This is a genomic window from Paenibacillus sp. SAFN-117, from assembly GCF_051966115.1.
Lineage (GTDB): Bacteria > Bacillota > Bacilli > Paenibacillales > NBRC-103111 > Paenibacillus_L > Paenibacillus_L residui.
Genome location: NZ_JBQCLK010000005.1, coordinates 46,786 through 72,346 on the forward strand (window position 1 = coordinate 46,786; position 25,561 = coordinate 72,346).

Here is a 25,561-nt window from a genome sequence, read left to right on the forward strand (position 1 = left end):
ATGATTTTTCAATTTTATTTTCAAAGCCGCCCATTGCTGGTATACGGCTCCAAAACCACGCACGAGTCATCCTTTCAACGCCCCGATCATTACCCCTTTCGTAAAATGCCTCTGAATTAACGGATACAACAGAAGAATCGGCACAGTCGCCACCAGAATCGTCGCATACTTGATAATGAGCGACAGCGCGAAATCGTCTCCGGCCCCGGCATCTTCCGTCATTTCGGTCGTGCTGTTCACGATCAGAATCTCGCGAAGGACAAGCTGCAGAGGGAACAGCTCACGGTCCTTGAGAAAGATCAGAGCGTTGGCCCAAGCATTCCAATGTCCGACTCCGTAAAAAAGGACCATGACCGACAACAGCGGAATCGATAGCGGAAGAATGATCCGGAATAGGACGGTCCAATCGCCGGCTCCGTCTATCCGTGCGGATTCTTCAAGCTCGTAAGGAATGGACATGAAGGAGGTTCGCATAATGATCAGATTCCAGGTAGAGATAAGCCCGGGGATAATCAATGCCCAGCGTGTGTCCAGCATCCCCAAATTTTTGACCAGGATGTACTCCGGGATCAGTCCGCCTCCGAAGAACATCGTGAACACTACGAGCATCATCATCAAATTCTTTAGGTGAACACCCCGACGGGACAATACATAGGCGAACATCGCCGTCATCAATACGTTGAGTACCGTTCCGACGGCTACATAGATCAGCGTGTTCCGATACCCGATGGCGATCATCGGATTTTTCAGCACCATCTCATAAGCTTTAAGCGTGAAACCGTAAGGCTTCCACAAAATGCCGGTGTGCTTTACAAGCTGCTGCGGCTCGCTGACGGAAGCAAAGATGACGTAGACAAAAGGGTACAGCGTGGCCAGCATTAAAGCGAATAAAAGGATATAATTGCACGTATCGAAAATAAGATCGCCCAAACTTTTCTTTCTCTTCATAGAAGTCCCCCCTTTCTCTACCACAGACTTGTCTCGTTGAACTTACGGCTGATTCGGTTGGCCAGAACAAGCATCATGAAGTTGATCACGGAGTTGAACATGCCGACTGCAGTGCTGTAGCTGTAGCTCGCTTCGAGTATTCCCTTTCGGTACACGAAGCTGGAGATGACATCTGCCGTTTCGTAGGTCATCGGGTTATACAGCAGAATAATCTTCTCGAATCCGACGTTCATAATCCCGCCGATGTTCAGAATGAGCATGATGACGATAGTCGGCTTAATACCGGGCAGCGTGACATGAAGCATCTGCTTCCATCGGTTGGCCCCATCGATCGTTGCGGCATCATACAGCTGCGGGTCGATGGCGGACAGGGCAGCCAGATAAATAATCGATCCCCAGCCAACTCCCTGCCAAATGCCCGAACCGACGAAGATCGTTCGGAAGTAATCCGGATTAAGCAGCAAATTCGACCGCTCTCCTCCGAAGGCTTCGATAATTGAGCTGATCAGCCCGCTTTTGCTTGTGAAATCAACGATCATACCGCAAATTACAACTGTAGAGATGAAATGCGGGAGGTATGTAACCGTTTGCACAGAACGTTTGAAAAAAGTGCTCCTCACCTCATTTAGCAGCAAAGCCAGAATGATCGGCGCCGGGAATGCAAATATAAGCTCATACGCATTGATGAGCAGCGTATTCTTCAGGATGCGCCAAAAGTAATGGCTGTTGAAGAACTGCTCGAAATGTGTGAATCCCACCCACGGACTACCAATAATGCCTTTGGCAGGCGTAAAATTTTTGAAGGCGATGGTCAATCCGTACATAGGGACATATTTAAACAAAATGTAATACGCGAGACCGGCCAGCGACATCAAATAGATCGTTCTATTGCGGAGCAAATCTTTCTTGAGGAAGCGGGCATAATTCTTCATGCGCGGCGCCAGACCGGGTTTGAAATGGGGCGCGGCTTCAGTGTGTGGCGGCATTCAGGCGTACACTCCTTTCTTGTCGGTACTAGCACAATAACAGGTTTTCCGGCCGTTATTCAATGCTCAATTTTTATATACAATTTTTATAGGGGACAGATCGATGCTAGCGAAGCAGAAACTACCGGCGGAGTGTGATCATTCCGGTAATGCCGTTACACCAAGTCATTTACGCCAAGTCATTTCCTAACCTGAAAATAAAAAAAAGCCCCTGGCGGAGCCTGTTCATACCCCACAAAGCAGGGGCTGTCTCAATAGCGTTTGCATAAAACGGGAACATTCCAAAATGAAGCAAAAAGGACCTCCAATCCCACTATTTTGTAGGAACAGGGTCCTTTGCTAACAGCCAGATTTAACTCCAGGCGGGGCTTGAAAAATGATAAATCGACTTGTGAGACAGCCCCTTTGCCGGCAAGACTGGTCATTACATGCGACGGCCTTACATATTTTTCACATTAAACTTCTCTCTTCTTCCAGACCAGCATAAAAGCTCCCACAAGAATCATCAGTATCGGGAAGATCGGCCAACCGCTGGACAGATGCGTAAGCATGGAGCCGATAGAGAAGACGGCAAAAAACAAGAGAGACAGCACCGTCAAAATATTGATCGGGATCAACAGCCACTTATTGCGGCCCCCGAACCAATACAGCTCGAACAGTCCCACTGCCGGAGCCAGTATAAATCCCGGCCACATGTAGCCCCAACTGTCAAACAGCATGGAGATTTGGCAGACAACTCCTACCGTCAGGAGCACCCCGCCGGGAACAAGCAGCCCTACCCCTTGACGGTTCGTCAGCGAGAAGTACATCCAATGGAAAAACAAGCCTAGCGGAATAATAAACATGCTGGGCCAGAATAGGGCGAAAATCGTCCCCACTCCGAATGTCTCCCCCTGATTTAAAAACAAAAACGCCCCGAGAAGAAGCAAAACCGCTCCTAAAATCGTCTTAGCATTCATACGACTACTCCTTTCCTCCTTCGCCCGTCCTGTAGTCCTGTTCTTTAAACAGATTAACATATTTAGACAGTGGTTACCTCCAACTTCAGGCAAGTCGTATCCTGGACCTAGGTCCAGTTTCGAGCCCCGTCGCCTCTTTGAACTGGCGGAAACAGGAGTTCCCCTGATCGCTCTTGGGGAGGGTAAATCTTGGAACAGCTGAAATCCAAAAATATCTTCACTACAATGCGTGCCGGGAAAGCGTGCCAGTGCGCTGTATGTGAAAGCTCCCGACCCCTCGCGTGGTGGTTGGTCAGTCTCCAACGTGATCTACAGCGCCTTGAAATTTCTGTATGTCAACACGTTCCATCGCACATGGGACATACAGGAGATTCCGAGGTCAAAAAAACCAAAAAAGTTACCCGTCATTCTGGTGCCAGCCGAACTCGCAACACTATTTAACGTTGTTTCCAATCCTATCGACCATATACGCTCCATTTCCATAAAGGCAATCATTTGAGCATAAATGCGGTAATTGAAAGTCCATAGGGCGGTAACTCGGTTTCGTTCAACATAAGTATATCCAAAATTGGTGACGGCTAGAGAAAAGAAGTTAGACTCCCATGCCTCTGGCCGCGGCACCAGCAGATGATGAAAATTGATGGATTTTCAGGGTAGTTTTCAGTTTTTCACCTCGTAGGAGTAAACTAACTGTATAAAAAGAGGCAGTCGATTTAATGTGGAAAAGGTGTTCAACTGGATGAATGTAATAGTAAAAGCAAAATTGTGTAGCATCAATGAAACTAGTAATGGATAAAAGCGTAAACGTAACGGAACTGGGAGATCTTATTTCGTCAAAATAGGCGGTTTTTTTAGACTAACGGAACCAGACGCGCTTATTTCATAGAATTATCCTACTTTCGCCTGCATTTCTTGGGAATAAGGTCATCTAGTTCCGTTAAAATGACCGAAAGGCCCATTTGGAGCGATTAAGGTCGTCTGGTTCTGTTAAAACCAAACCGTGCAGGTTTCCATGATCATAATCGTACACCATTAATCGACAGCCTCTAAAAATCCATTTAGACTCCCATGCCTCTGGCCGCGGCACCAGCAGATGATGAAAATTGATGGATTTTCAAGAAGCCCTGCCGTTGATTCGGCACCGTCGGATGATGAATATTCATTTTTTCGATCCAATCCGTCATTATAAACGAATGTAGATTCTTGTCATGAATACCGGAAGCACATCGAAGGCTAATAGCTCTGGTAAAAAACAAGCAGGCCGCTTAGCAGGCGGTCCTGCCAAGCAGCCTTTCCAAGAAGAATGACGCATAATTAAGGATTCAATGCCAACAGCCGCCTCCAGCATGCCGTAAGATCTTCCGGGGAAGGGTTTCTCACCTCGAACATAAACGGACCTTCATATCCGTGGCCGGCGAGGGCTCGAAGAACATTCTTCCAGTCTATAATTCCTTCTCCGGGCATCCAATGCTTCTCATCCTCCCCGTCATAGTCGGACATATGAACGGTAATGATCCGCGAACCGACTTTGTTGATGAAATCGACCGCGGTTTCCTGAAGAAGATGGTTAACATCGCAGCAAACCATCAATCGATCTTCAGACCCGATCAACTCCAAAATTTCGTCACTCGTATTTCCGAGACAGGTTCTGGGCAGGCATTCCACCGCTATTCGAATATTCAGATGCCCCGCCCGGCGGGCCAGTTGCTGCAGTCCGTCCCGGCATATGCTTAACCGACGGCGCCTGTCCTCAATCGGAATCGGCTCATAGCTCGGATGCAGTACCGCCCGGCCTACTCCCCAACTCTCTGCCAGCTCCAGCAATTTATACTGATTGGCTATGATCGCCTCTCTCTTGGCGTCATCCGGGCAGGAAACGTCCCAATCATGGCCATAGGGCAAATGGACGGACCATATATGCAGGTTCAGGCGATTGGCTTCCTGAACGATCGCGGTAAACTGCTCGGAAAGCTCCTGGAACTGACTGTTCCAGTCCTTGCTGTGCAATACCAATTCAATACAATCCAATCCGGCACTCTTGATCTCTTCCAGTCCGGCGGTATTCTTGACATTATAAGAAGTACCGACCTTCCATCTTTCCGGTTGCCTCATCCGTTTCACTCTCCTCTGTTTCGTTAACCTGTCAGTTAGACGATGATCTTTGGATCCTGGATATTCAGAACGGCTTCGCTCACTTTGCCCTCATGAACCAAGACATTAGCGAATCTATGGTTGAACCCGGCCAAGACATACTCAGCCTCCTCGAGGCCGCCGTCTATCTCTATTTTAACGGAAATCGCTTCCCCGATCTGCAAATTTTGCCGGATCCAGTCCGCCTTCGCCCCACTGGCCGTCAGTACATATTTCCTTTGCGGGATGGAATGGTTGATCCCCGTCAATATCGCTTCAACGATACCGGACATTTCCTTCCCTGCCTGCCACTTTTCGTTCGGAGCATCGGGTGTAATGATCACCTCGACCCCTTCATTCCCCTCCTTTTCTATCATCATTTTCCTAAGAAGCAATCCCCGCTTAGCAGTGGGGATCCCGGTATCATCTGCTAAGCTAGCTGTTCTCCACTATTAGATCTCCACTGCTTTTTAAGATACATGTACGACAATTTTTTCCGTTATCGTTTCACCAGCTGCATTGATTAACTTACCGTAATATTCATACGTTCCTGCTAGTTTGTCTGTCATGGTTACCGTTGCGAATTGAGCTCCAGGTGTCGCTTCGAGCAGAGGAACGGATTGTACCAATTCCCCATTCTCATAGAGCTCGAAGGTAGCTGCATTGGTTCCCCACCACATATTCATCATCACGTTGTAGCTTCCGTCCCCATCCCAGTTATCGCTGGAGAGCACAGCATTACCCGGTAAGGCATCTGCAACAACAACGGTTATCGAATCGCAATTTGTCGTCCCGTAGGAATTAATCAATTCGCATGTGTATACATAAGTGCCGTTAATTCTGCCTGTTAGGACGGTTGCAGCCGTCTGGGCATCAGGAGATTTATCAATTAATGACTGCGTATCGATTAACCCCCCATTCTCATACAACTTGTATGTCGTCCCATTATTGCCCCACCATTGATTCATGGTAATCGTGTAGTTGCCGTCTCTTAGGCCCGTGTCGTACCCACTGTCACTCGACAATACCGGCTTGCCGGGTTTGTCTGTCGCCAGTGGACTTGAAGGTTCCTCCTTGATCATATCATTGATCATCCGAATGCTAGGATACCAGGTACGCGCCTTGTAGTACGCCTCGCTGTTATGAATTCTTAGATCATGCGTGTAGCTGCCTTGTCCATCGAAACGGAATATATCCACCGCATTCGTGGCCCAAGATGCCATCGTTCCATTAGGTACAGTACGGATAATGTTGCCCGTATACGGCTGTGTTCCAATGGACTTGACATGAGTGCTAAAAATATCATCATGCGAGTCGAATGTGTTAGACAGTTCTCCAGTAACCATATTAAACTGATACACTTCATATTGGGCTGTCACCCAGAGCAGGTCCCCGCCTTCCGTAACAGGGAACAAATCATGGCCCCAAGCCCCTTCTTTGCCTTCCATTGCCGGGAGATCAGCCCCCAAACCTTCCTTCAATGTTAGAGTTGGCCGCTCTGTCGTGCCGGTGATTTCATAAGCGACCACCTCATAATCTCCAACTGCCCATAGCAGCTTGCGCTGGTTATCCCAAACTAAGCCATGAGCTCCAGGAAGCTCTACTCGGTAATAATAACCATTTGCATCCCCCTGACTGGACGCGTATATGGTCACAGCGTTGCCGACACTATCTGCCACAACGATGTTTCCGTCCGGCAGCAATTCAATGGAATGAGGATTCTCCTCATTCTTCGTAGCGCGGCTATATAGCCGTTCACCAGTTTCGTAATCAATAATACCCACAAATCCACGAGAAGCGGTCGTCACAACAACATATCCGCCATAAAACTCACTATAGCGAAGCTTCGCATCCGTCACAAGGTCAAAGGTGCTAATTCCCGTAAATCCTAATGCGGTAGTCGGCTGCCACTTCCATACGATTGCATTCGGATCATTCCAATCTGGGCTATCCTGCTTGTATACAACGATTTTATTGAATTGCTGATCCGTAAGCGCAACCATCTCGGTTTCTGCCGAGCTAGGAACCTTCGAGTTGCCCTCGATCGGCAGCGTTGTCACGGCAGCCTGATTAACAAGCACCTGCAGGGAGTCCAGCACAGCTGTACCGCTCATTCGTTTCAGTTCCATCCCAGAACGGATGATTCTGCTATGATCAGTGATTTCATTCCCATCCAATCCAAATACGGAAAGCTCTTCCGATTGATCAAACCCGGCCAAAAAGGCTTCAATGGTCGTTTGGTGTGGAATGTCCGTAACCGTTCCCGCCGTATGATCGATCGTGTATGTCCGAGAGGTTATCCATTCCCTGAAAGGAATCGTATACGGCGCAAGGTTTTTCTTAATTCCGTTCCGCTCCCCATAGTTTTTCATCTGCAAATCTACATAGTCCTCATAAACATAGACCATGAGTGACTGGATTACTGCAGGTTGCTCGGCTGAGAGCGGCCCTGGATTATATCGATTGTTATAATAGCTTAGTGAACCTGCAAAGCTAGAGACATAGCCTGTAGAGCGAACGTTACGATCCTGTTCTATGCTGCCGTCAGCGTTATAGGCTGTCACCCGCTCGAAAGTGTCCTGTTCGATGAAAGGACCACCATGGTCGTGGCCATAGAGATAGATCAAGTTCGGATAGTTCAAAAAAATGCGATGCAAGCGGGTGTTCATGCCATTCTCATCAGAGAGAGCTTTCGCTGGCGCAGTTAATGCTTTTGATCCTTGAAGAGGATAATGACCAAGTACGATAACCCGTTCGGTATTGCCGATGGTCAAAAGTGTGTTCTCCACGAAATCGATAGCTTCGGGCGTATACACATTGGAATCGATGGTTTCGTCCCCATTATACGGAGTATTAATCCCGATAAAGTGAATTCCGTTAATCATGTAGTGATAAGCCAACAGATTGGAAGTCCGATCTACACCTTCATATAACACATCTTCATATTGCCCAAGGCTGCTTAGCATCGTTGAATCGATATAGGCGCCGGAATTGTACGCAGTCGAACCTGCTTCATAATCGTGATTCCCGTTAACATATAGCACTTTTCCGTATTTGCTCGTCTCTGCGAAAGCGCCTGTCACCTGCGAAACAAACTTATTGTATGTCTCTTGACCCCATGGGATGCTGCCAGTTGTACTCGAACTGTCCCCGGTCACAACGACCAGATCCGGATTTTCATTCGTCTTAATGGTTCCAAGTGCAGCGCGAATTTGCGGTCTAATCACGTCCGGATTATCCTGCAAACCGTAATCAACATGCAAATCAGACAGAGCCGAAATCGTAAACAAAGGCTGTTCACGAGGCTCTTCCAGATCCAACTTTGTCTTATCGATGTTCACTTCGTACACATGGAAGAGATTGTTGCTGTTCGTCGCGCTCGCCTGCCAGCCTTGACCATTCACTGTCGTAAAACGAACGTAATACGTCTTGCCGTCAATGACTCGGGACACGCTCGCTAGTCCTGTAGCATCAGCATTAACAGTCAATGTTTGTTTAGGCCCAAGTGAAATTGAAGGTTGATTGCTGTTACTTAGATGAATGTTTAGATAACTGTTCTCACCTGCTTCATTATGAGACCTAATCGCCCATCCACCTTCAACTTGTTCGAATTTCCATACCAGTCGATAGTCCACTGTGTCTTTAGAGGCATCAAAGCTGGCATACTTCAATAGCAATGGGTCTGAGCTCGTTGTATTCTCACTGGAAACGGCATACTGATCCTTGGTGCCGCCAGTTGGCGTAATGCCCGGAATCGCAAGTACGTAATCGTTGCCGCTCGTTAGGTGAGTTGCCCCGACTTTGTAGTAAGTCGGTCTAGGCGTCGGAACATCGGATACTTGGTATAGCAGAAACGATGCAGAGCTTGTTGCAGGAGCTGCTTCCCATCCGATTCCTCTTAAATTCGTAAACCGGATATAAAAAGGGATTCCTTCCAAGGCTTTAGACAGCATTACTGTCCCGTCCTCGTTGACAACCACATTCAGCTCTTGCCTTGAACCCAGATATGCATTGGGCTTGCTGTTTGCCATGCTGATATTCAAATAATTGTTGTCTCCCTCAACACCTTCTGCCCTCAAGCTATAACCACCGCCAAATTTCTCAAAAACCCATACCAGACTTGGATTCACCGGAGGTTGAACAGTATCGCTGAACTTCACGTGCTGGAACAGCTTCTGATCCGTGTATGCCGTTGGCTTACTGGATAGCGCAAACAATCCTCTGCCTTGATCGTTACTGGAAATATTCTGGATGGCCAATATATATTTCGTGCCTTCCGTTAATTGCTGACCTTTGACGATGTTTGGCATTGGCATAATACGAGCGCTAGGAACCTCAAACACTCGGAAAGCATTGCTGCTATCATAAGTGCCTGCCTGCCAGCCTACGCCGCCTGCCGTCGTAAAACGAACGTAATAGGTGGTCCCGTTCAGGCTACGCGAAATTTTTGCCGTTCCGTCAGCGTTTCTAGTAAACTTCAATTCTTGCCTGGGCCCGAGTGTTGCGCTAGCGGTTGAACCATTCATATCAAGGTTCAAATAGCTGTCCGTCCCGTCAGCACCGAGCAGCTTCAAGCTGAAGCCAGACCCGTAAGCTTCATACTTCCATACGATGGTATCATCCAGACCATATTGTGATTCAGAGTACTTCACATGTCTGAGCATAGGGTTGTTAGAATTGATATTTTCGATACCGGATAAAGCAAACTGACCGTGGCCTTGGTCGGTGCTGCCAATGCCGGGATGGGCAAAGATATAATACCCCCCGCTATGCATATTGCTTGAGGAAACAGGCTTGATCGGATTGTTCTCAAGCAAGGAAAGCGGAACAGCGCTCACGCGAAATGACATGCTTGGCTTATAAGAAGCGTCTGTACTGGATTGCCAGCCTACGCCGTTTAAATTAGTGAACCGCACATAATAAATCGAACCGTTTGCATTGCGGGAAATCTGTACGGTTCCATCGTCATTGATAATCAGGCTTAGTTCCTGCCGTTCACCCAGCGTCAAATCATTTCCATTAAGATTCAAGTAGGAAGCGCCTCCACTTTTGGAATAGGCTTTCAGGCTATAGCCACTTCCATAGCTTTCAATTTGCCATACGAGAACAGCTGATATGCTCTTCAGACCGACATCAAATGGAATATGACGAAGTAATAAGGGGGCAGCATTGCCATTGCTCTCGCTTGCCAGAGCATATTCGTCCCGCCCAAGCGTATTGCTGTTAATTCCGGGAATAGAGAGTGAATAGAACCCGCCGCTGACGATCTCATGCGCGTTAATCTCTAGGATTCTATCATTTGAAATAATCATATTTTCTGTAACGGGGAATACACGGAATGACATACTTGGCAGGTATGAATTATCCGGGCTGGATTGCCAGCCTACGCCGTTTGCATTGGTGAACCGCACATAATAATAGGTACCGTTTACCTCACGACTAATGAGAATAGTGCCGTTATCATTTACTGTCAGGACTAACTCCTGCTGTTCGCCAAGCGTCAAGTCCACTTCCGAAATATTCAAGTAGGCATTGGTTCCATCCTCAGAGTAGGCTTTCAGACTGTAGCCTGAACCGAATGGTATTGCCTGCCATACGATTGCCTCGTTTACCTGAGGAAGTGTCTCATCAAATTTGATATGGCTGCGCAGTAACGGCGATGTGTTCGTGTTAGGATTCGAGGAGAGTGCATATTGGCCACGCCCCTGCAAGTAGCTGTTGATCCCTGGGATTGCAAACACATAATAGCCATTACTGACGATTTCGTTGCCTGTGACTTGGGTAATCCCTTGAGCATTCGCAGAACTAGCAAACATCTGTAAGAACAAGCTAAGCAGCATAACCGAAATACTTAATTGTGTAATTCCTTTTCTCAACCTACTCATACATAATGCTCCTCCCTTAGGATTCAATTATCTGCAGCCAAGTCAGATGTCGGTGGATCATCTGACTTGGCTGCAGGAGTTGTTCGATTAAATCGAAATAATTAGCAATAGAGGGCATCACAAGCTCATTGACTGCATTTTATTGTAATGATTTCCACAGCTCGTTGGCTTGCTCTTCGATGAGTTTACCGCCTTGAGCATAGTATTTTTTGATAAATTCGTCGTACTTCTCTACAGGCCACACGCCCGTAACGATCTTGACCAAATATTCCATCCACAGCTTAGTCTCGAGATCTGGATAATCCATCTCTGCTGGAACCGATTTCCACAAGGCATTGGAGATCACATGTTTGTTCACAATTTCAATGGCCTCACGAACTTCTGGCTTCGCTGAACGACGATCGGTAACAATAACGAATCGAACCGGGTTGGAATACCCTTTCTTATACAGCTCGGCATACGGAGTAATCAATTCGATTGTATCCGTAGCGCGGTCGTAAGTGAAATCCTCATTCTCGATGCCGTACATCATGTGATTGAATCCGCCTTCATCGCTCTGATCGGCAACCCAATTCAGATATTGGAACAATTTCTTGGGATCCTGAACTTTAGCCGACAGTGCTGTGAACTCCGAATTATAGAGCTTTTCTTGATAGCCTTGCTTACCAGCCGGACCTTTCGGCGCTTCCAGCATGATGAGCTTGGCATTGGGATTGGCTTCATGCAGCGAAGTTGCAAGTGGGCTAGACATCTTTTCCGTATAATACACATCTCCCTCGAACACTCCGACCAGAGAGTTTACAACCAGCTCATCTCTTTGTTTGGATTCCATAATCGGGAAGTCGTGAGCAATAAGACCTTCCGCATACCATTTCTGTAGTAAAGCAAGGCCCTCTTTCATTTCGGGAAGCACGAGCCCTTTCTTAATTCCTCCGTCTACCTCAGTCCAATATTTAGGGATAATGCCATACGCGCCAAAGATCGCATTGAAATTCGTCTCGTTGGAAACTCCCAGACCGAATGTATCGTCTTTGCCGTTCTTGTCAGGATCTTGTGTAACAAAGGCTTGCAATACGGCATACAACTCATCTAGTGTGGTCGGCTGACTCAGTTTGAGGTTATCCAGCCAATCTTGTCGAATGGTAAGTCCAAGTGTACTGGGCAAGTTAAACGGCTTGTCGTTTCTTCCCTTTGGAATGCCGTAAATTTTACCGTTAAACGTGACTTCCTTCCAGAATTCTTCCGGAATGATCTTCATTAGATTTGGAGCATCCTTCAGATACTCATCGAGTGGCAGAAGCAGTCCCTCTTCGGAGAACCGTGCGAGCGTCTTCGAATCGATGTCGAAATAGTCAGGAAGCTGGCTTGAGGTAGCAAGAATGTTCAGCTTGGTAAAGTAATCGTCTCCGCTTGCGAGAGTAACCTTGAAATCGAATCCCTTCGCTCCAGTTTTCTCAAATGCCTCAAGGAGCGTTTTCTTGCCCACGCCGCCATCCGCCGGATACTCCGGAGCGGCAAATTTGCGGAGGATTTCATAGGTAGTCGTTTTCACTTCTTTAATTGCTGGAGTCGCGGTAGCAGTCACAGCCGCATCCTTCTCATTTTTTGCACTGCAACCAGCGGAAACAATCGATACTGCGAGCACGCTTGCCAACATCATCTTTCTTTTTGGAGCCTGAAGCATGGGATGACCTCCTAATATTTTTTTACCCTTTGACCGATCCAATCATTGCGCCTTTCACGAAGAAACGCTGCAAGAATGGATACACCATCAATATAGGGATCAAAGAGACAACAATTGTGGCTGCAATGACAGAATCCGAAGAAGCTGCATTGAGCTCGCCCATCGCTTCCGCATCAACTTGACCGGCAATAATTTGACGAAGCAAGACGGGTAAGGTCATGTGCGCTTTATCGTTCAAATAGATAAAAGATTGGAAGAAGTTATTCCATAAGCTAACCGCCATCCACAGGGCCAATGTTGCCAGTACCGGCTTGCATAGCGGCAATATAATCGTAAAAAAGATACGAATCGGATTGGCGCCATCGATCATAGCCGATTCTTCCAGTTCCTCGGGGATCGTTCGAATGAAGCTGAGCATGACGATGACATTGAAAGCGCTTATGAGATTCAGGACGATGATGGCCCATAAAGTATTAATGAGGTGCAGTTCTTTCATCACCAGGTAAGTCGGGATCAGGCCTCCGCTGAAGATCATAGTGAACAATACAATGAGCATAAACAACTTCTTGAGCGGGAGCGTCCGTTTGGCCAGTGGATAGGCAGTGCTTGACGTTAATAGAAGCGCTAGTACTGTTCCTACGATGGTAATAAAGAGGGAATTGCCATACGCCGTCCACAAATAATCGCTCTTTATTATGATGTGGTACGCATCCAGTCTGAAGTCAACGGGCCATAAGAACATGCCCCCCCGCATTACCGCATCACCCGAGCTTAACGACCGGGAAATCTCTCGCCATAGTGGATAGATCGTGGCAAGACCTAATAATGAAAGCAAAACGGCATTGACTGTGTTAAACAAGCGATTTCCGAATGAAGAATGCATCAGTACCTCCTCACCATATTCCTTGTTCGCCGAATTTCTTGGCTAATCGGTTGGTTAATACAATCAAGATCAACCCAACTACAGACTGGAACAACCCTGCGGCTGTGGCGAACGGATATCTTCCCATCGTAATCCCCACTCTGTATACATAAGTATCCAGTACATCCGCAACCTCATAAACGAGTGGGTTGTACAAGTTGTAGATTTGATCGAAGCCTACGTTCAAAATATGACCTGTTTTCAAAATAAGCAAAATGACGATCGTGCCCGCAATCGAAGGCAATGTAATATGGCGGACTAATTGAAAGCGGTTAGCTCCATCAATTTTGGCAGCATCGTAGAGCTCCATGTTAATGCCAGAGATCGCTGCCATATAAATAATGGTCCCCCATCCGACCTCCTTCCACAGCTCAGACAGTACGAGTAATCCCCGAAAGCTGCCCGGATCCATCAATGGCGAGGTTTGGAGTCCAAACATCTCCAACAATCCGCTCTTGGAAGAAAACAACGAATATAACACCCCTCCAAGAATGACCCAAGACAAGAAATGTGGAAAGTAAACAACCGTCTGAATGACCCGCTTAAAACCGACATGATACACTTCATTGAGCAGAAGCGCCAATATAATCGGTGCCGGGAAGTTGAACACCAGCTTATAGACGCTGAGAATGATCGTATTCCTCAGCGCCACCCAGAAATCAGGTGAATCAAACAATAACTGAAACCATTTGAGCCCGGCCCAAGGGCTTCCCATTACGCCATCTATTAACCGAAAATCTTTGAATGCGATTACAATACCAGCCATAGGCCAATAATGGATCAACAAGAAGTAAAGGATACCAGGAAGCAGCAGCACAAAATAATATTTGTGGCTTGCAAACGGCTTCCACGCTTTCCTCCAATACATTGATAAAAATGATAGTGTGGATGTTCGAGCCGTAGAAGGTAACGCCAATCTAAATCCTCCTTTCGTATGGTCGTGTGCTTGCCTTTACACTATAAGACATTCCCGAATAGGAGGAAATTACGAGTTTTTGATTCGAATGGGCGTTATTGCGCAAAAATTGCCGGGTGACAAAAAAAATCCATTCGAATCAAGAAAGATCCATCACCTTTTTGCGGTATTCGCCCGGGGTCGTCCCTTCAGCCTTCTTGAATGAACGGATGAACGTATGGGCGTCATTATAGCCGATTAATTGGCTGATCTGCTGCAATGATTTCGATTTGTCTTTCAGCAGCGTTTTGCTCATCGCCAATCTCCGTTCGGTTAAATATTCAAGCGGAGGCTTGCCTACCTCTGCTTTGAAGATCCGGCTCAGATGTGAAGGACTGATGCCGATATGAGAAGCAATATCCGATATGGAAATGTTATTCGCATAATGGGCCTCTATATAGTCCATCGCCTGCCGGACCCATGGGCTGCTGCCCTCCGCCTGCTTCCGTACCGTCTCTAAATAATCCATGATTTGCCCGATTTGACGCATTAGCATACTGCGGAGCTCTGACTGGTTCTGGCATTGCTGAAGCTGAAGCAGATCCACCTGGTCCATCAGCGGTTCAATGTCGTACCCTTCCTGTACCAAGGAGCCGAGAACATGACTCATCAGCATCACGATCATTTGCAGCAGCTTCGGATACGGTGAGCCGCTGCTTGATAAATAACGGTCGAACAGCTCCGACATATAATGCTCCACCCGGCTCTGGTCCCCGGCCAGGATCGTGTTCAATATCTTCTTCTGATAAGCCGCCGGATATTGAAAATGACCGGATTCCTTCGTCTCCTCCACGAAGCATACAGCAGATTGCGGCAGGAAAGCTTTATAGGTCATGGCCCGCTTTACCTGCTCGTATGCTTCAGCCAGCTGATCCAAAGGGCCGATCCCGCTGACGAAGAAGTAAAGCTCCGCCTTCAGGCGGCTGTGGGCCAGCCGCTGGATCGTCCGGCAGCCGTCCTCCAGCTCGGCCATTAGCTCGCCGTCGAACACTTCCCGGTCGAAATTGAGGATGAAGGCGAACTTGCCGCGGTCGAGAATCGTCCCTGCCGCCATAAATCGGGCCCGCAGCTCATCCTCCGCCAGGCTGAACAAGAACAGCGTATGCCCGGCCGAGCTATCCCGGTCACGCCTACTCTCGTCCACTACAACAAGCACAGCATGATAAGGAGATACAAATTGAATGCCGGCCTCGGAGAATCGGCGGGCCGCGTCCGGATCTTCGGGCTGATGATTGTGAAGCCATTCGTGCACGACATGATTGCGGACAATCGGTTCATTGTGCCGAATCGTAGTAATCAAATTATGAATCGCCCGGTTGACAACCGCGTATGCGTCCTGGCTGTCTCCGGGGGCTCTCATCACGAATTCCTGAAGCTTCGTTGCCAGACGCCGCCACGGATCATACAGAATCGAGGCGAACAAGTAGGACAATCCGATTCCGACGGCAAGTACGCCAAGCATAATGAGGACAGCCTGGCGGATAGCATCCGTAACGACTGGAGTGTAGGGCCCTGCCGGGGTGAGCTGCATTAAGGCCCAGCCATTCGTCGTGCTTTTGGCGCCGCTAAGGATGTATTTCTTCCCGGCGAGCGAAACCGTTTCCGTATAGATGGCTCCCGGTCCGAGCTTCGGAAGCATTTTATCCAAATCCAGCCCCTCTACCGTTGAGGAAACCGGACGCCCCCATGGATCGGCTACGATCAACGGTCCCGACATCTGTGAATTCAAGTTCAGCAAAGTGCTCATAAAAACATCCTTGTGGATATTGAACACCAAGTAGCCTAAAGCCGTTTTCTGCGTGGCGGGCACCGGCTTGACGAAGGACAGAATCTCCTTCCCGGGCTCCCCCGGCCGTTCGCGCAAGCCGACCCAGGGGCGCGGAAATTCAGACGCAGCTCCGGTTACCCGGTTCAGAAAGTCCTTATCGTAAAAGTCCTTAAGGTCATACAAGCCCTCATTGACCGTCAACACTTTCCCGTTCTGCAGAATATCCAGATAGATCGATTCAAACAGCGCATTGGAGTTCATCCAGCTTCGCAGCTGCCCTTTAATATCCGCATATTGATAAGCCTGCAGGTCGAATGGGCGGTTCAACATCTCCAGCACATCCGGAGTCAGTGAGATTTGCAAAGAGATTTGTCCGAATTGGTCCAGCAGCAGATCCAGATTGCGGGAAGTGGATTCCAAAGCGGCTTCGGAAACGCTTACAGTTTGCTGCACAGCATCCCGGTATTTGCTGTAAATCTGCCACGCCAGAAGCAGCAAAGTAGGAATAAGAATCATGGTGAAGAACAGGATCAAATATTTGCGAAACGCGGATTTTGTCTCTGAGATATGGCGGATCATCGAAATCTCACTCCTCTAACGCATCGTTAAATCTCTTTTTCTATCATGGTTGCTCCTGCCTCGTTTGTCAATTATTAAGAAAGATATTAGCCTAAATCCCCCTGCAGCGTGACCTGGGGCCTTCGAAGCGTATTTCTCTCCCCCTGACCAGGTAGCTTCAAACCTCTTCTATCCTCTCCTGTCTTTGCATCGCTTCCAAGGAGAGCTGTATACTTCTCTGCGGGGAGCCCCGAGGCTTACGAATGCAAAAAAAAACAGCCCGTTAAAGAGCTGTTTTAATTCAATACAGCAGATGGCAAAGACCGCGCCGATACTGACATCCGGGCGACTGAACCTATTGCATATTTAATCGCTCGTCGAGCTGCTTTGTTGCTCCGGGTTAAGCTTGGTCGTCTTCTTATTTCGCATTTTCTTGAACACGAGAAAGCCGATCGCCACGACAACCCCTACTGCCAGGAATAGATATTTAAGACCATCGATCATGCCCTCAGCGGCCCGTCCGTATACATAAAAGAGAGCTCCTACAACATAAAACTTCGTGGCGCGCCCCAATGCGGCGTAGCCGATGAGTCTCCATACGGAAAAATTCAGACAGCCGGCGAGAATGGTAAACACCTTGAAGGGAATCGGGGTGAAGGCTCCGACCAGAATAGCCGCTTCTCCATTGCGTTGAAACATGGTAGAGGCTTTTTCGATCCACTCTTTCTTGAGGAATTTATATAGGACCGATTTGCCTAATCCTTTGCCTATCCAATATCCCAACGGGGTACCGAGAATGCTTCCGATATATCCTACCGTTGCCAGCCAGAGAGCTTGGGATGGATTGATGAGGCTTAAGGGGACTTGCAGGAAAAAGGCGGGAATCGGAAAAATAACCGCATCCGCGAAGGAATGAATAAATAGCCCGAGGCTACCGAAATCCATAAGAAAATCAATGATTGATTGAAACATAATTTGCAGAGGCCTCCTAAATGATGGCAGGTAGTCTTCTAAATGAGCATAAATGATCAGCGGTATGGGCCCATCGAGCTATGAGTACATAACGGAAGTGAATTTAATCGGGGATAAAATCACTTGCTTGAACATAACGGGTATGGACGCGCGGATACGAAATTGCGCCGTGGTGACAAGGGAACGGACCCTGTCTGAGGGGACGGTGCACAGTATTAGAACCAGAAACAGTAGAATAGGCTCTGCATGAGAATATTTATTAAAGGGATTGTCTGAAGTAGCAGCCGCTCTTGCCCTCAGGACGGGCTTCAGCGGATCAGCCGGAATGGCGGGATGTAATGCTATCGGTATCACTAAAAGGAAGCATAGTAAAAAAGCAAAACCGCAAAGCAGGTAACGCTGTTGTCTTGATGCGGAAAACTTCATTGCTTTTTCATCATCCTTCCAGATAGTAATGATCACAAATAACAGCTTAGCATAAAAATGTGACAGTTCGCAATGCAATCCCGCCTATCCCTGCATTGTTTTTCCTCCCGTCCTGCTTCCGGGCATGGACGAGTCTTGCCATCCATGCCGCCGATTTGGAATGAAGCAGCTCAGGCCAAGGATCTTACTACAGCCATTCTATTAACTCAGCCATGTGCTTGATCGTAGCCATGGGAACAGGACTCTCGGGCTGCGCTCTTCCCTTCTTGTTAAACCAGATGGCATTCATCCCCAGGCTCATGGGGCCGACCACGTCATTCTTCCAGGAATCGCCTACGAACAAGACTTCGGACGGTTCTACTTGAAAATAGTCCAATGGTCTGCGGTAGATTTCGGGAGACGGCTTCTCGCATCCGATAGTTTCCGATATAAAGACGGCTTCCCTCGGGAAAAATCGATCCACCCCTGTAGCTTCCAATTTGTCGAACTGCCAGCTGGCCGTTCCGTTCGTTACTATCCCGAGCATATACCGTTTCTGCAGCTCCTCAAGCACATCCAGCAGTTGATTGTCCGTTTTCATAAAGGTTTTGCTTAACCGCTGATACAATTTTTCAAATTGCTTCGCTGACTTCTCGTCCCCCCGCCTGCCAAAATCAGCCAAGGCATCGATATACCTGCGTTCGCGAAATTGCTCTATGCTGATTTTCTGAAGATAATACTGCTCGTGATACAGCTCGGATTTACGGCTAAAGCATTCAAAGAGACGGTCCGGATCCTCGTCGCGGGTCAAAGGATGCTGACGGAAAGCCTCCTTCAGGCTGGCTTCCCAATAGTCATCAAAATGCAGCAGCGTATCGTCCAAATCAAAAAGAATCAGTCGGATTTTGGGCTGCAAGCCTTTCCCTCCTTCATGTTCTCTAGTCATATCATATCATAATCAAATCAGGCAAACACTGGAAAATGCATAAAGGCCAAGACTTTCAACCACGTTCTATTTCCCCTGTAACGGTATTTCGGCCTATTTGTAACAAATCTGTCCCAATCCTTAAATGGATATCTATGGTAAAATAATAGTATAGTAGCCTATAAAGAACAGTAAAGTGGAGGAGAACAAGCTATGAAAAAACTAGACGGAAAAATAGCGATTGTCACAGGCTCAGCCATGGGAATCGGTAAAGGAATTGCTACCGTGTTAGCAAAGCATGGCGCCCATGTCATTCTGTATGATCTGAACGATAAGGTATTCGAAACGGCCCAGGCCATTGAAGCGGCTGGCGGCCGGGCTTCCGCCTATCAACTGGACATTACCGACCGGGAAGCGGTTAGCCGAACGACTGATGATGTGGCTGCGAAATATGGAGCGGTACATATTCTCGTCAACAATGCCGGGGTTATCAAGCTTGCCCAGTTTACGGAAATGAGCGATGATGTGCGCGACTTCCACTTCCGGGTAAACATCAATGGAGTATGGAATGTCACCCGCGCTGTACTACCCTATATGAAGGAGAACAAATACGGCAAGATTGTTAACATGTCTTCGGTAACCGGCTATATGGTCGCCGATCCGGGCGAAGTTGCTTACGCCACCTCGAAGTCCGCAATTATCGGCTTCACTCGCTCGCTGGCCGCTGAGGTTGCCGAGCATGGAATTACGGTCAACGCCATATGCCCCGGATACATTCATACGCCGATGGCTGAGCAGATCGGCAGCGAATCCAATCCGGAGGATCCGGGTTCGGTCATCCAAGGAATAGCTAACGCCATTCCGTTAAAGCGGCTGGGCAAACCCGAAGAAGTCGGCGAACTGGCAGCCTTCCTCGCCTCCGATGAATCCAGTTATATTACCGGCACCCAGGTAGTTATCGACGGAGGCAGCACACTGCCCGAAACGGCATCGGTAGGAGTATAACAAGCAGATTCGGGCACTTAAAAAAGGCTGTCCTTATCGGACAGCCTTATTGATCTTCACTTTGATTAAGAAAGGAAGACCGGTTAACGGCTGTAATCCTTCACTTCAATAATATCCAGTATGAAGATAAACATCGGAATGCCGATAATCAATCCCCATACACCGAAGAAATGCTCGCTGAATATAAGAACCACGAACGTATAGAACACGGGCAAGTTCGTCTTCGAAGACATGAACTTCGGATTTAGGAAATAGGCTTCAATCGCATGGATGACGGCAATCATTATCAATATATAGATGACTTTAGGAATTCCCCCGATCGTAAAGGCAATGGTGCACAAGGGAATCAACGAGATGATCACGCCCGCCACTGGAATCAGTCCCAGGAGAAATATGAGCACGCCGAGCGCAAATAAATGGGGGAAGCCCATAAACCAGAGAACGATGACTGACAGGATGCAGTTCACGATAGCGATCATGAACTGGACCTCGATAACCTTACCGAAGGAACCGGCGAACTTTCTGCCGAAATACTCCAATTCCTGGTAGAAAGCGGAAATTTTACTCGTTCTCAGCTTGTCGGTAAATTGCTTAATTCTCTGTTTCTCCAACAAGAAAAATAGACTCAATATTAATGCCAAAAAGATGCGTAAACCCCATTTGCTAATATTAGAAAGTGATTTATACAGGAAATCGAAGCCCTTCTCCATATACCCGGTCAGCTCAATTTCCTTAATGGCATTAACAATATAGTTGACTATTTCGTTGTCCTGAGGCTGTGTATAAAATTCCGTAATCTGGCGAATTAACTGTGAGATTTCAATAATGATGACCGGAAAAAATTTGTACAAACCGGCACCCAGGCCGAAGACGATGGCGATATACAGCAGAAGGACTATCAGTTTATCATTGACTTTAAAGAGCTTGTTCAAATTGGTCACAACGAAATGTTGGAGACGGTTCATCAAAAAGATAAAAATAAACGTAATCAAGATCAAGTCCAAGATGCTGCGAATTCCATATAAAATAAGAACGATGGTCGCCAAAATGACGAACCTGCGGAATCCCCTGTTTTGAAATAAAGCTTTGGCCTCCAGCATACACACAACTCCCGTCCGCTTTCTCAGTACTTATCTATTATACAACGCCGCCCCCTGTCAAAGATAGCCAGCAGTCCGCAATTTTTCTTTCTTTTTCGACAATATCCCCACATCTCTCAGACAGCAAAAGACCGAATAAAAAAGACAATCGGAGCTATAGTATGCCCCGATTCTTCCTTTTTTATCCATATTACTTAATCCCAATCCACATTATACAAAAATTCAAATCGTTTCATGTTCACCGATGGTGGTACTAGCTTTAAAACGGTGCTATGGAAACATGATCCTTTATTTTTCGTGATGCGCTTAATAGTGATCCGCCGCTGATGAATAGCGCAATACATACGGCTACAGAGGCAACCAACAACAGAGGTGCTCCCCAACCTTGCAAGCCCATAATTCCTGTGCATGCCCAAAGAGTACCGAAGAACGCCATGAAAAACACACCAGACGCCATTCCGCGAACCGCAGAACCACGACCATGGACAGTTATTGTAGGTTGTGTCATATATGGGACTCTCCTTTCAATTGCCTTGCAGCGGAGATTCAGGGTCTAACTAGGGGTCAGTATCTATTAAACTGATAAAGACTAAGGGGTCTTCCTATTTAGACCATACTGCCTGACTAACCGCATACTCGATGTACTGATTTTGCAGGCCATCCGAGGCACGAACAATAAGTTTATTTCCCCGAAAGAGTATCGAAAAGCTCGGACGAAATTTAATGGTCTCTGCAGTTACGAACAAAAGTTGCCGAGAAGAGTCAGCAGCTTGGCTTGGCAAATTCATTGTTATATAAATAAATCTGCATTTTCCTTAACCCACGCTGCGAATGTGTAAGGTTGGAGTCCCGTTACTTCCTTGACGGTCGGCAAAACCGTACTGGCCGATTCAGGCGGATTCAGGTGCCAACTGATTACGTAATCAATTGCTTCTTCCTCTACCCCCATTCTTCTCATCTGTTCGCGTTCTTCTTCTTCGGAGCTCTCGATAAACTGAATTTCTCGTCCGATAACCTCGCCGATGATCCGCACCTTATCTTGAACCGACAAACTTTCCGGCCCTGTTAATGTGTAAATTTTACCTGCGTGGCCATCCTCGGTTAACGCAACCGACGCGACTCTGCCAATATCCGCCTCATGAACAGGAGCAATTCGCGATCCGCCGAACAGATCACGCACAACCCCTTCGGAACGTATGGCGTCCGCCCATTTTCTTGCATTTGCCATAAACTCGAAGGCTTGAAGCTGCGTCCACTCCAGACCGCTTGCCTCAACTGCCCGTTCAAAAGGGCCTTTCTCCCCATTCCATAGAACGGTAACCCTTCGCACCCCGGCTCTCTCGGCAAGTTCAACGATTTCAGGCCCCGTCTGTAACGGAGTATATTCGGCGCCTGTTGTAATCAAGTGAATGCCGCTTACGTCCGCCAGCGCAGAACCTAACGTACTTGGATCGCTTAAATCACCTGTAACAACCTCTACACCTTTCGGAAGATTGGCTTTCAACGGATTACGTGTCAATGCACGTACCTTATGCCCCTTTTGAATAAGTTGGTCCACGACATGCCGCCCTACGGTTCCCGTTGCCCCAGTAACTAATATCGTCATTTACTTACCTCCTCATCGTTGTTGTATCATCTGATTGATTTTGTCAGACAATCTATGCTTCGCTTCGGTTAATGCAGCGATTTGTCGGTTTACCTCTTCCATCCTTGACTGGTACAAATGCAATAATTCCTCGCAATAAACGTCCTTTTCTTTATGCGCTTGTTGTTCAGGATATTTGCAGAAGATGATGTCGCGAATTTGGTCAGTTGTCAGGCCTAATCCTAGATAAAGTTGAATAGTGTTAATGGATTCGATCACCCCTTCGTCATATTCTCTGTAATTGTTTTCCCGACGAGAGGCTTTAATCAGTCCTTTTTCCTCATAATAACGAATCGAACGGGCACTCACGCCTGTTATTTTTCTTACCTTTCCTATTTTCAGAACAATCACCTCACAGAAAGGGAATTCTAACCTTATTATAAAGTTTAACATTAGTGTAAAGGTCAAGGATGAAATTCCAAATACTCTTGCCGCCTGCGACGACCGTTAACAGCGCTGCCAATACATACAATGCCGAATCGTCGAAGATGCCGACCAATCCGATGAAATGAATGCCGACGATGAATGCTATCCAAGGCAACACGTAGTCACTTTGATTAAGAAGGTTGCGCCCACCGCCGCCAATAAGAACTCAATGATGATCGTATCAAGGTGTGTCTCGTGCACAACCTTATCCGACAAGGCCGTGGGCGCTTCCCAATTACGTGTGCTGAGGTACACTTCCGCTAGACCAGACTAGCAGCGCGGCGCCGGATCCAGCCCGATCCACAGCTCCAATTATCGCGCGGTTCTTGGGCCCATCCGAACCAACAGAAGATAAACATCCTGAGAATGCCGCATACATAGTATAATCCCGTATGGGCTCCATACTATCTCCCTTTGGCAATTTTATCTTTCAGTTATTTTAGTGTATACTAAAATTAATGAAACGACAAAATCCTGAAAAGAGATGATCGCATGGACATAGGCAATAATAAAGTGCTGAATAAGGATGGCTGTGATATCCACTACTGGATCTCTAAGCGCGGGAATTGCCCATGGCTCATATTTTTACACGGTGCCGGTGCCGACCATGAGATGTTTTCCGAACAAATAGCGGCAGTGAGTCACAATTTTAATATCTTGCTATGGGACACAAGAGGCCATGGCCTGTCTAGGCCTATGGGGGAGCATTTCAGTATGACATTGGTCGTCGACGATCTAGCAACGATCATGAATAAAGAAGGCATCGAGAAAGCTACGTTTATCGGACAATCGATGGGCGGGAACGCGGCACAAGAATTCGTTTTTTATTTTCCGGACAGAGTAGAAAAGCTAGTGCTGATTGACTGCACGTGCAACACGATGAAATTGTCTTGGTTAGAAACATTCTATTTGAATATAACTCCTATGTTAATCCGCTTGTATCCATGGGAACACTTGGTTCGTGAAAGTGTAAAAGCAAGTGCTCTAAAGCCAGACGTGCAAGCGTATCTAACAAAAACATTTAATCGAATAGGCAAAAAGGATTTTGTTACAATCTTTCTAGCAACCGCTTCATGTCTGCACTACGAGAAAGACTACCGAATCAATAAACCGCTCCTCCTCGTCTATGGCGAGAAGGATGAGACAGGCAATATTAAAAAAATCGCTGCAACGTGGGCATCTAACGAACCTTACTGCACACTTGTAGAAATCCCGCAGGCGAGTCATTGTTCCAATCAAGATAATCCTTCCGCATTTAACCAGGCACTTATTTCATTCTTGAGCGATCGGTCGATCGATGTTAGAGAGGAGTAGTTCTGATCATGCACACACAAGAATTCGAATTGGATGAAGCCAAGCTGTTATTTATAGAGAAACTGGGCGTATATTACGAGGATTATGGCATTCCGCGAATCGGCGGTCGGATTTTAGGACTTATGCTTGTATCGGGCCAGCCGCTGACGGCGGAGCAGATTGCCACCCATCTGAAGGTTAGCAGAGGCAGTGTCTCGACCAACGTCAGGCTGCTGGCGTCGGGGGGGTTGATAGAGCGAATATCGGTAGTCGGAGAACGAATCGATTATTATGACGTTAGCGAATCGATCTGGGAGCGCGCCATTCAGATGAGGATCGACGGGTTTCGAAGCCTGAGAAGAATCGTCGAACTCGGCGAGAAAGCGGCCGAGAACAACGCTTCTTCTGCTGCTAATCGAAACTTACTCGATATGCTTCAATGGGTCGATACGATGACCTCCAGCCATGAACAAGCATTGCTTCATTGGAAACAATTCAAAAGAAACTAATACCAAAAGGTAGGATACTTGCGATCGCGGTGCATGTTGTTAATGACGATCGCGAGGATTACAACCAGAACGGATCCGGTCAATACAGGGGTGAACAAGAACGACCAGCCGCTGCCTGCGAGTATGACTACGATGGGATCGGCGCCCGCAGGCGGATGTGTCGTTTTGGTCAGCATCATGGCCGCAATGGCGGTGCCCACCGCCAGCCCCGTAATCCACACGCCCTCGCCGAAACTATGATAAAACAACAAGCCGACAAGAGTAGACACGAGATGACCACCGATAATATTCCTAGGCTGCGAAAGCGGAGCGTCCCAGATTCCGAACGCCAGAACGCAGCTCGCCCCGAATGGTGCCATGATCCATACGACGGAGGTCATGTCTGTCAATAAGGACAGCAGGGCAATTGTAACCAATCCGCCCAAGAAGCCCATAAGCGCATTCTTCGGATTGACCTTTAACGGACTTGCTCCCGCACCCTTCATT

General features: G+C 47.5%; 20 protein-coding genes. 3 read left to right on the top strand and 17 right to left on the bottom strand.

The window, feature by feature from the left end; all coding sequences use genetic code 11:
* Positions 1-66: 66 nt before the first annotated feature.
* From ACTHRH_RS04860 to ACTHRH_RS04915, 12 genes are all read right to left on the bottom strand, one after another.
* A complete protein-coding gene (locus tag ACTHRH_RS04860; RefSeq protein ID WP_379287572.1) occupies positions 67-948 on the bottom strand; it encodes a carbohydrate ABC transporter permease in 882 nt (293 codons plus the stop codon).
* A gap of 17 nt (positions 949-965) precedes the next feature.
* Positions 966-1,934: an ABC transporter permease gene (locus ACTHRH_RS04865; protein WP_379287574.1), complete on the bottom strand. Its 969-nt coding sequence runs from the start codon at positions 1,932-1,934 to the stop codon at positions 966-968.
* 455 nt (positions 1,935-2,389) lie between these two features.
* Complete coding sequence (locus ACTHRH_RS04870) at positions 2,390-2,893, bottom strand: hypothetical protein (protein WP_379287576.1); 504 nt, start codon at positions 2,891-2,893, stop codon at positions 2,390-2,392.
* Between the two features lie 1,314 nt (positions 2,894-4,207).
* Entirely contained in the window at positions 4,208-5,005 is a 798-nt protein-coding gene (locus tag ACTHRH_RS04875) for a sugar phosphate isomerase/epimerase family protein (RefSeq protein ID WP_144940294.1), read from the bottom strand.
* 35 nt (positions 5,006-5,040) lie between these two features.
* Positions 5,041-5,403 carry a hypothetical protein gene (locus ACTHRH_RS04880; protein WP_144940296.1) on the bottom strand — a complete coding sequence of 121 codons (363 nt, stop codon included), beginning with the start codon at positions 5,401-5,403 and terminating at the stop codon, positions 5,041-5,043.
* A 90-nt stretch (positions 5,404-5,493) separates the two neighbouring features.
* The gene (locus tag ACTHRH_RS04885; RefSeq protein ID WP_440414362.1) at positions 5,494-10,908 is read right to left on the bottom strand and encodes a DUF6528 family protein; all 5,415 of its coding nucleotides are present in this window, start codon (positions 10,906-10,908) and stop codon (positions 5,494-5,496) included.
* Positions 10,909-11,047: 139 nt separating this feature from the next.
* Positions 11,048-12,592, bottom strand: coding sequence for an extracellular solute-binding protein (locus tag ACTHRH_RS04890; RefSeq protein ID WP_144940298.1), 1,545 nt, complete (start codon positions 12,590-12,592; stop codon positions 11,048-11,050).
* Between the two features lie 22 nt (positions 12,593-12,614).
* Positions 12,615-13,475: a carbohydrate ABC transporter permease gene (locus ACTHRH_RS04895; RefSeq protein ID WP_144940300.1), complete on the bottom strand. Its 861-nt coding sequence runs from the start codon at positions 13,473-13,475 to the stop codon at positions 12,615-12,617.
* 10 nt (positions 13,476-13,485) lie between these two features.
* A complete protein-coding gene (locus tag ACTHRH_RS04900; RefSeq protein ID WP_379287582.1) occupies positions 13,486-14,430 on the bottom strand; it encodes an ABC transporter permease in 945 nt (314 codons plus the stop codon).
* Positions 14,431-14,569: 139 nt separating this feature from the next.
* Positions 14,570-16,816, bottom strand: coding sequence for a helix-turn-helix domain-containing protein (locus ACTHRH_RS04905; RefSeq protein ID WP_440414365.1), 2,247 nt, complete (start codon positions 16,814-16,816; stop codon positions 14,570-14,572).
* A 345-nt stretch (positions 16,817-17,161) separates the two neighbouring features.
* Positions 17,162-17,767: a YqaA family protein gene (locus ACTHRH_RS04910; RefSeq protein WP_144940304.1), complete on the bottom strand. Its 606-nt coding sequence runs from the start codon at positions 17,765-17,767 to the stop codon at positions 17,162-17,164.
* A 613-nt stretch (positions 17,768-18,380) separates the two neighbouring features.
* Positions 18,381-19,088, bottom strand: coding sequence for an HAD family hydrolase (locus ACTHRH_RS04915; protein ID WP_144940306.1), 708 nt, complete (start codon positions 19,086-19,088; stop codon positions 18,381-18,383).
* 222 nt (positions 19,089-19,310) lie between these two features.
* Here ACTHRH_RS04915 and ucpA point away from each other — a divergent pair, with 222 nt between their 5' ends.
* Positions 19,311-20,102, top strand: a complete 792-nt coding sequence (gene ucpA / locus ACTHRH_RS04920; protein ID WP_144941629.1) for an SDR family oxidoreductase UcpA — start codon at positions 19,311-19,313, stop codon at positions 20,100-20,102.
* Between the two features lie 83 nt (positions 20,103-20,185).
* Here the strand turns inward: ucpA and ACTHRH_RS04925 are convergent, their stop codons facing one another.
* From ACTHRH_RS04925 to ACTHRH_RS04940, 4 genes are all read right to left on the bottom strand, one after another.
* Entirely contained in the window at positions 20,186-21,199 is a 1,014-nt protein-coding gene (locus ACTHRH_RS04925; RefSeq protein ID WP_186328519.1) for an AI-2E family transporter, read from the bottom strand.
* A gap of 262 nt (positions 21,200-21,461) precedes the next feature.
* On the bottom strand, positions 21,462-21,710 hold the full coding sequence (locus ACTHRH_RS04930) for a hypothetical protein (protein ID WP_440414368.1): 249 nt from the start codon (positions 21,708-21,710) through the stop codon (positions 21,462-21,464).
* 282 nt (positions 21,711-21,992) lie between these two features.
* A complete protein-coding gene (locus ACTHRH_RS04935; RefSeq protein ID WP_379287589.1) occupies positions 21,993-22,808 on the bottom strand; it encodes an NmrA family NAD(P)-binding protein in 816 nt (271 codons plus the stop codon).
* 12 nt (positions 22,809-22,820) lie between these two features.
* Complete coding sequence (locus tag ACTHRH_RS04940; protein WP_260982235.1) at positions 22,821-23,198, bottom strand: MerR family transcriptional regulator; 378 nt, start codon at positions 23,196-23,198, stop codon at positions 22,821-22,823.
* 567 nt (positions 23,199-23,765) lie between these two features.
* On the opposite strand from ACTHRH_RS04940, the gene ACTHRH_RS04945 reads away from it, so the two are divergent.
* The gene (locus ACTHRH_RS04945; protein WP_440414371.1) at positions 23,766-24,587 is read left to right on the top strand and encodes an alpha/beta fold hydrolase; all 822 of its coding nucleotides are present in this window, start codon (positions 23,766-23,768) and stop codon (positions 24,585-24,587) included.
* An 8-nt stretch (positions 24,588-24,595) separates the two neighbouring features.
* The gene (locus ACTHRH_RS04950; protein ID WP_440414373.1) at positions 24,596-25,075 is read left to right on the top strand and encodes a GbsR/MarR family transcriptional regulator; all 480 of its coding nucleotides are present in this window, start codon (positions 24,596-24,598) and stop codon (positions 25,073-25,075) included.
* On the opposite strand, the gene ACTHRH_RS04955 is transcribed toward ACTHRH_RS04950, so the two are convergent.
* Positions 25,072-25,560 (bottom strand): HPP family protein, encoded by a 489-nt coding sequence (locus tag ACTHRH_RS04955; protein ID WP_260982237.1) that lies wholly within the window; start codon positions 25,558-25,560, stop codon positions 25,072-25,074. The genes ACTHRH_RS04950 and ACTHRH_RS04955 overlap by 4 nt on opposite strands.
* Position 25,561: the final 1 nt, after the last annotated feature.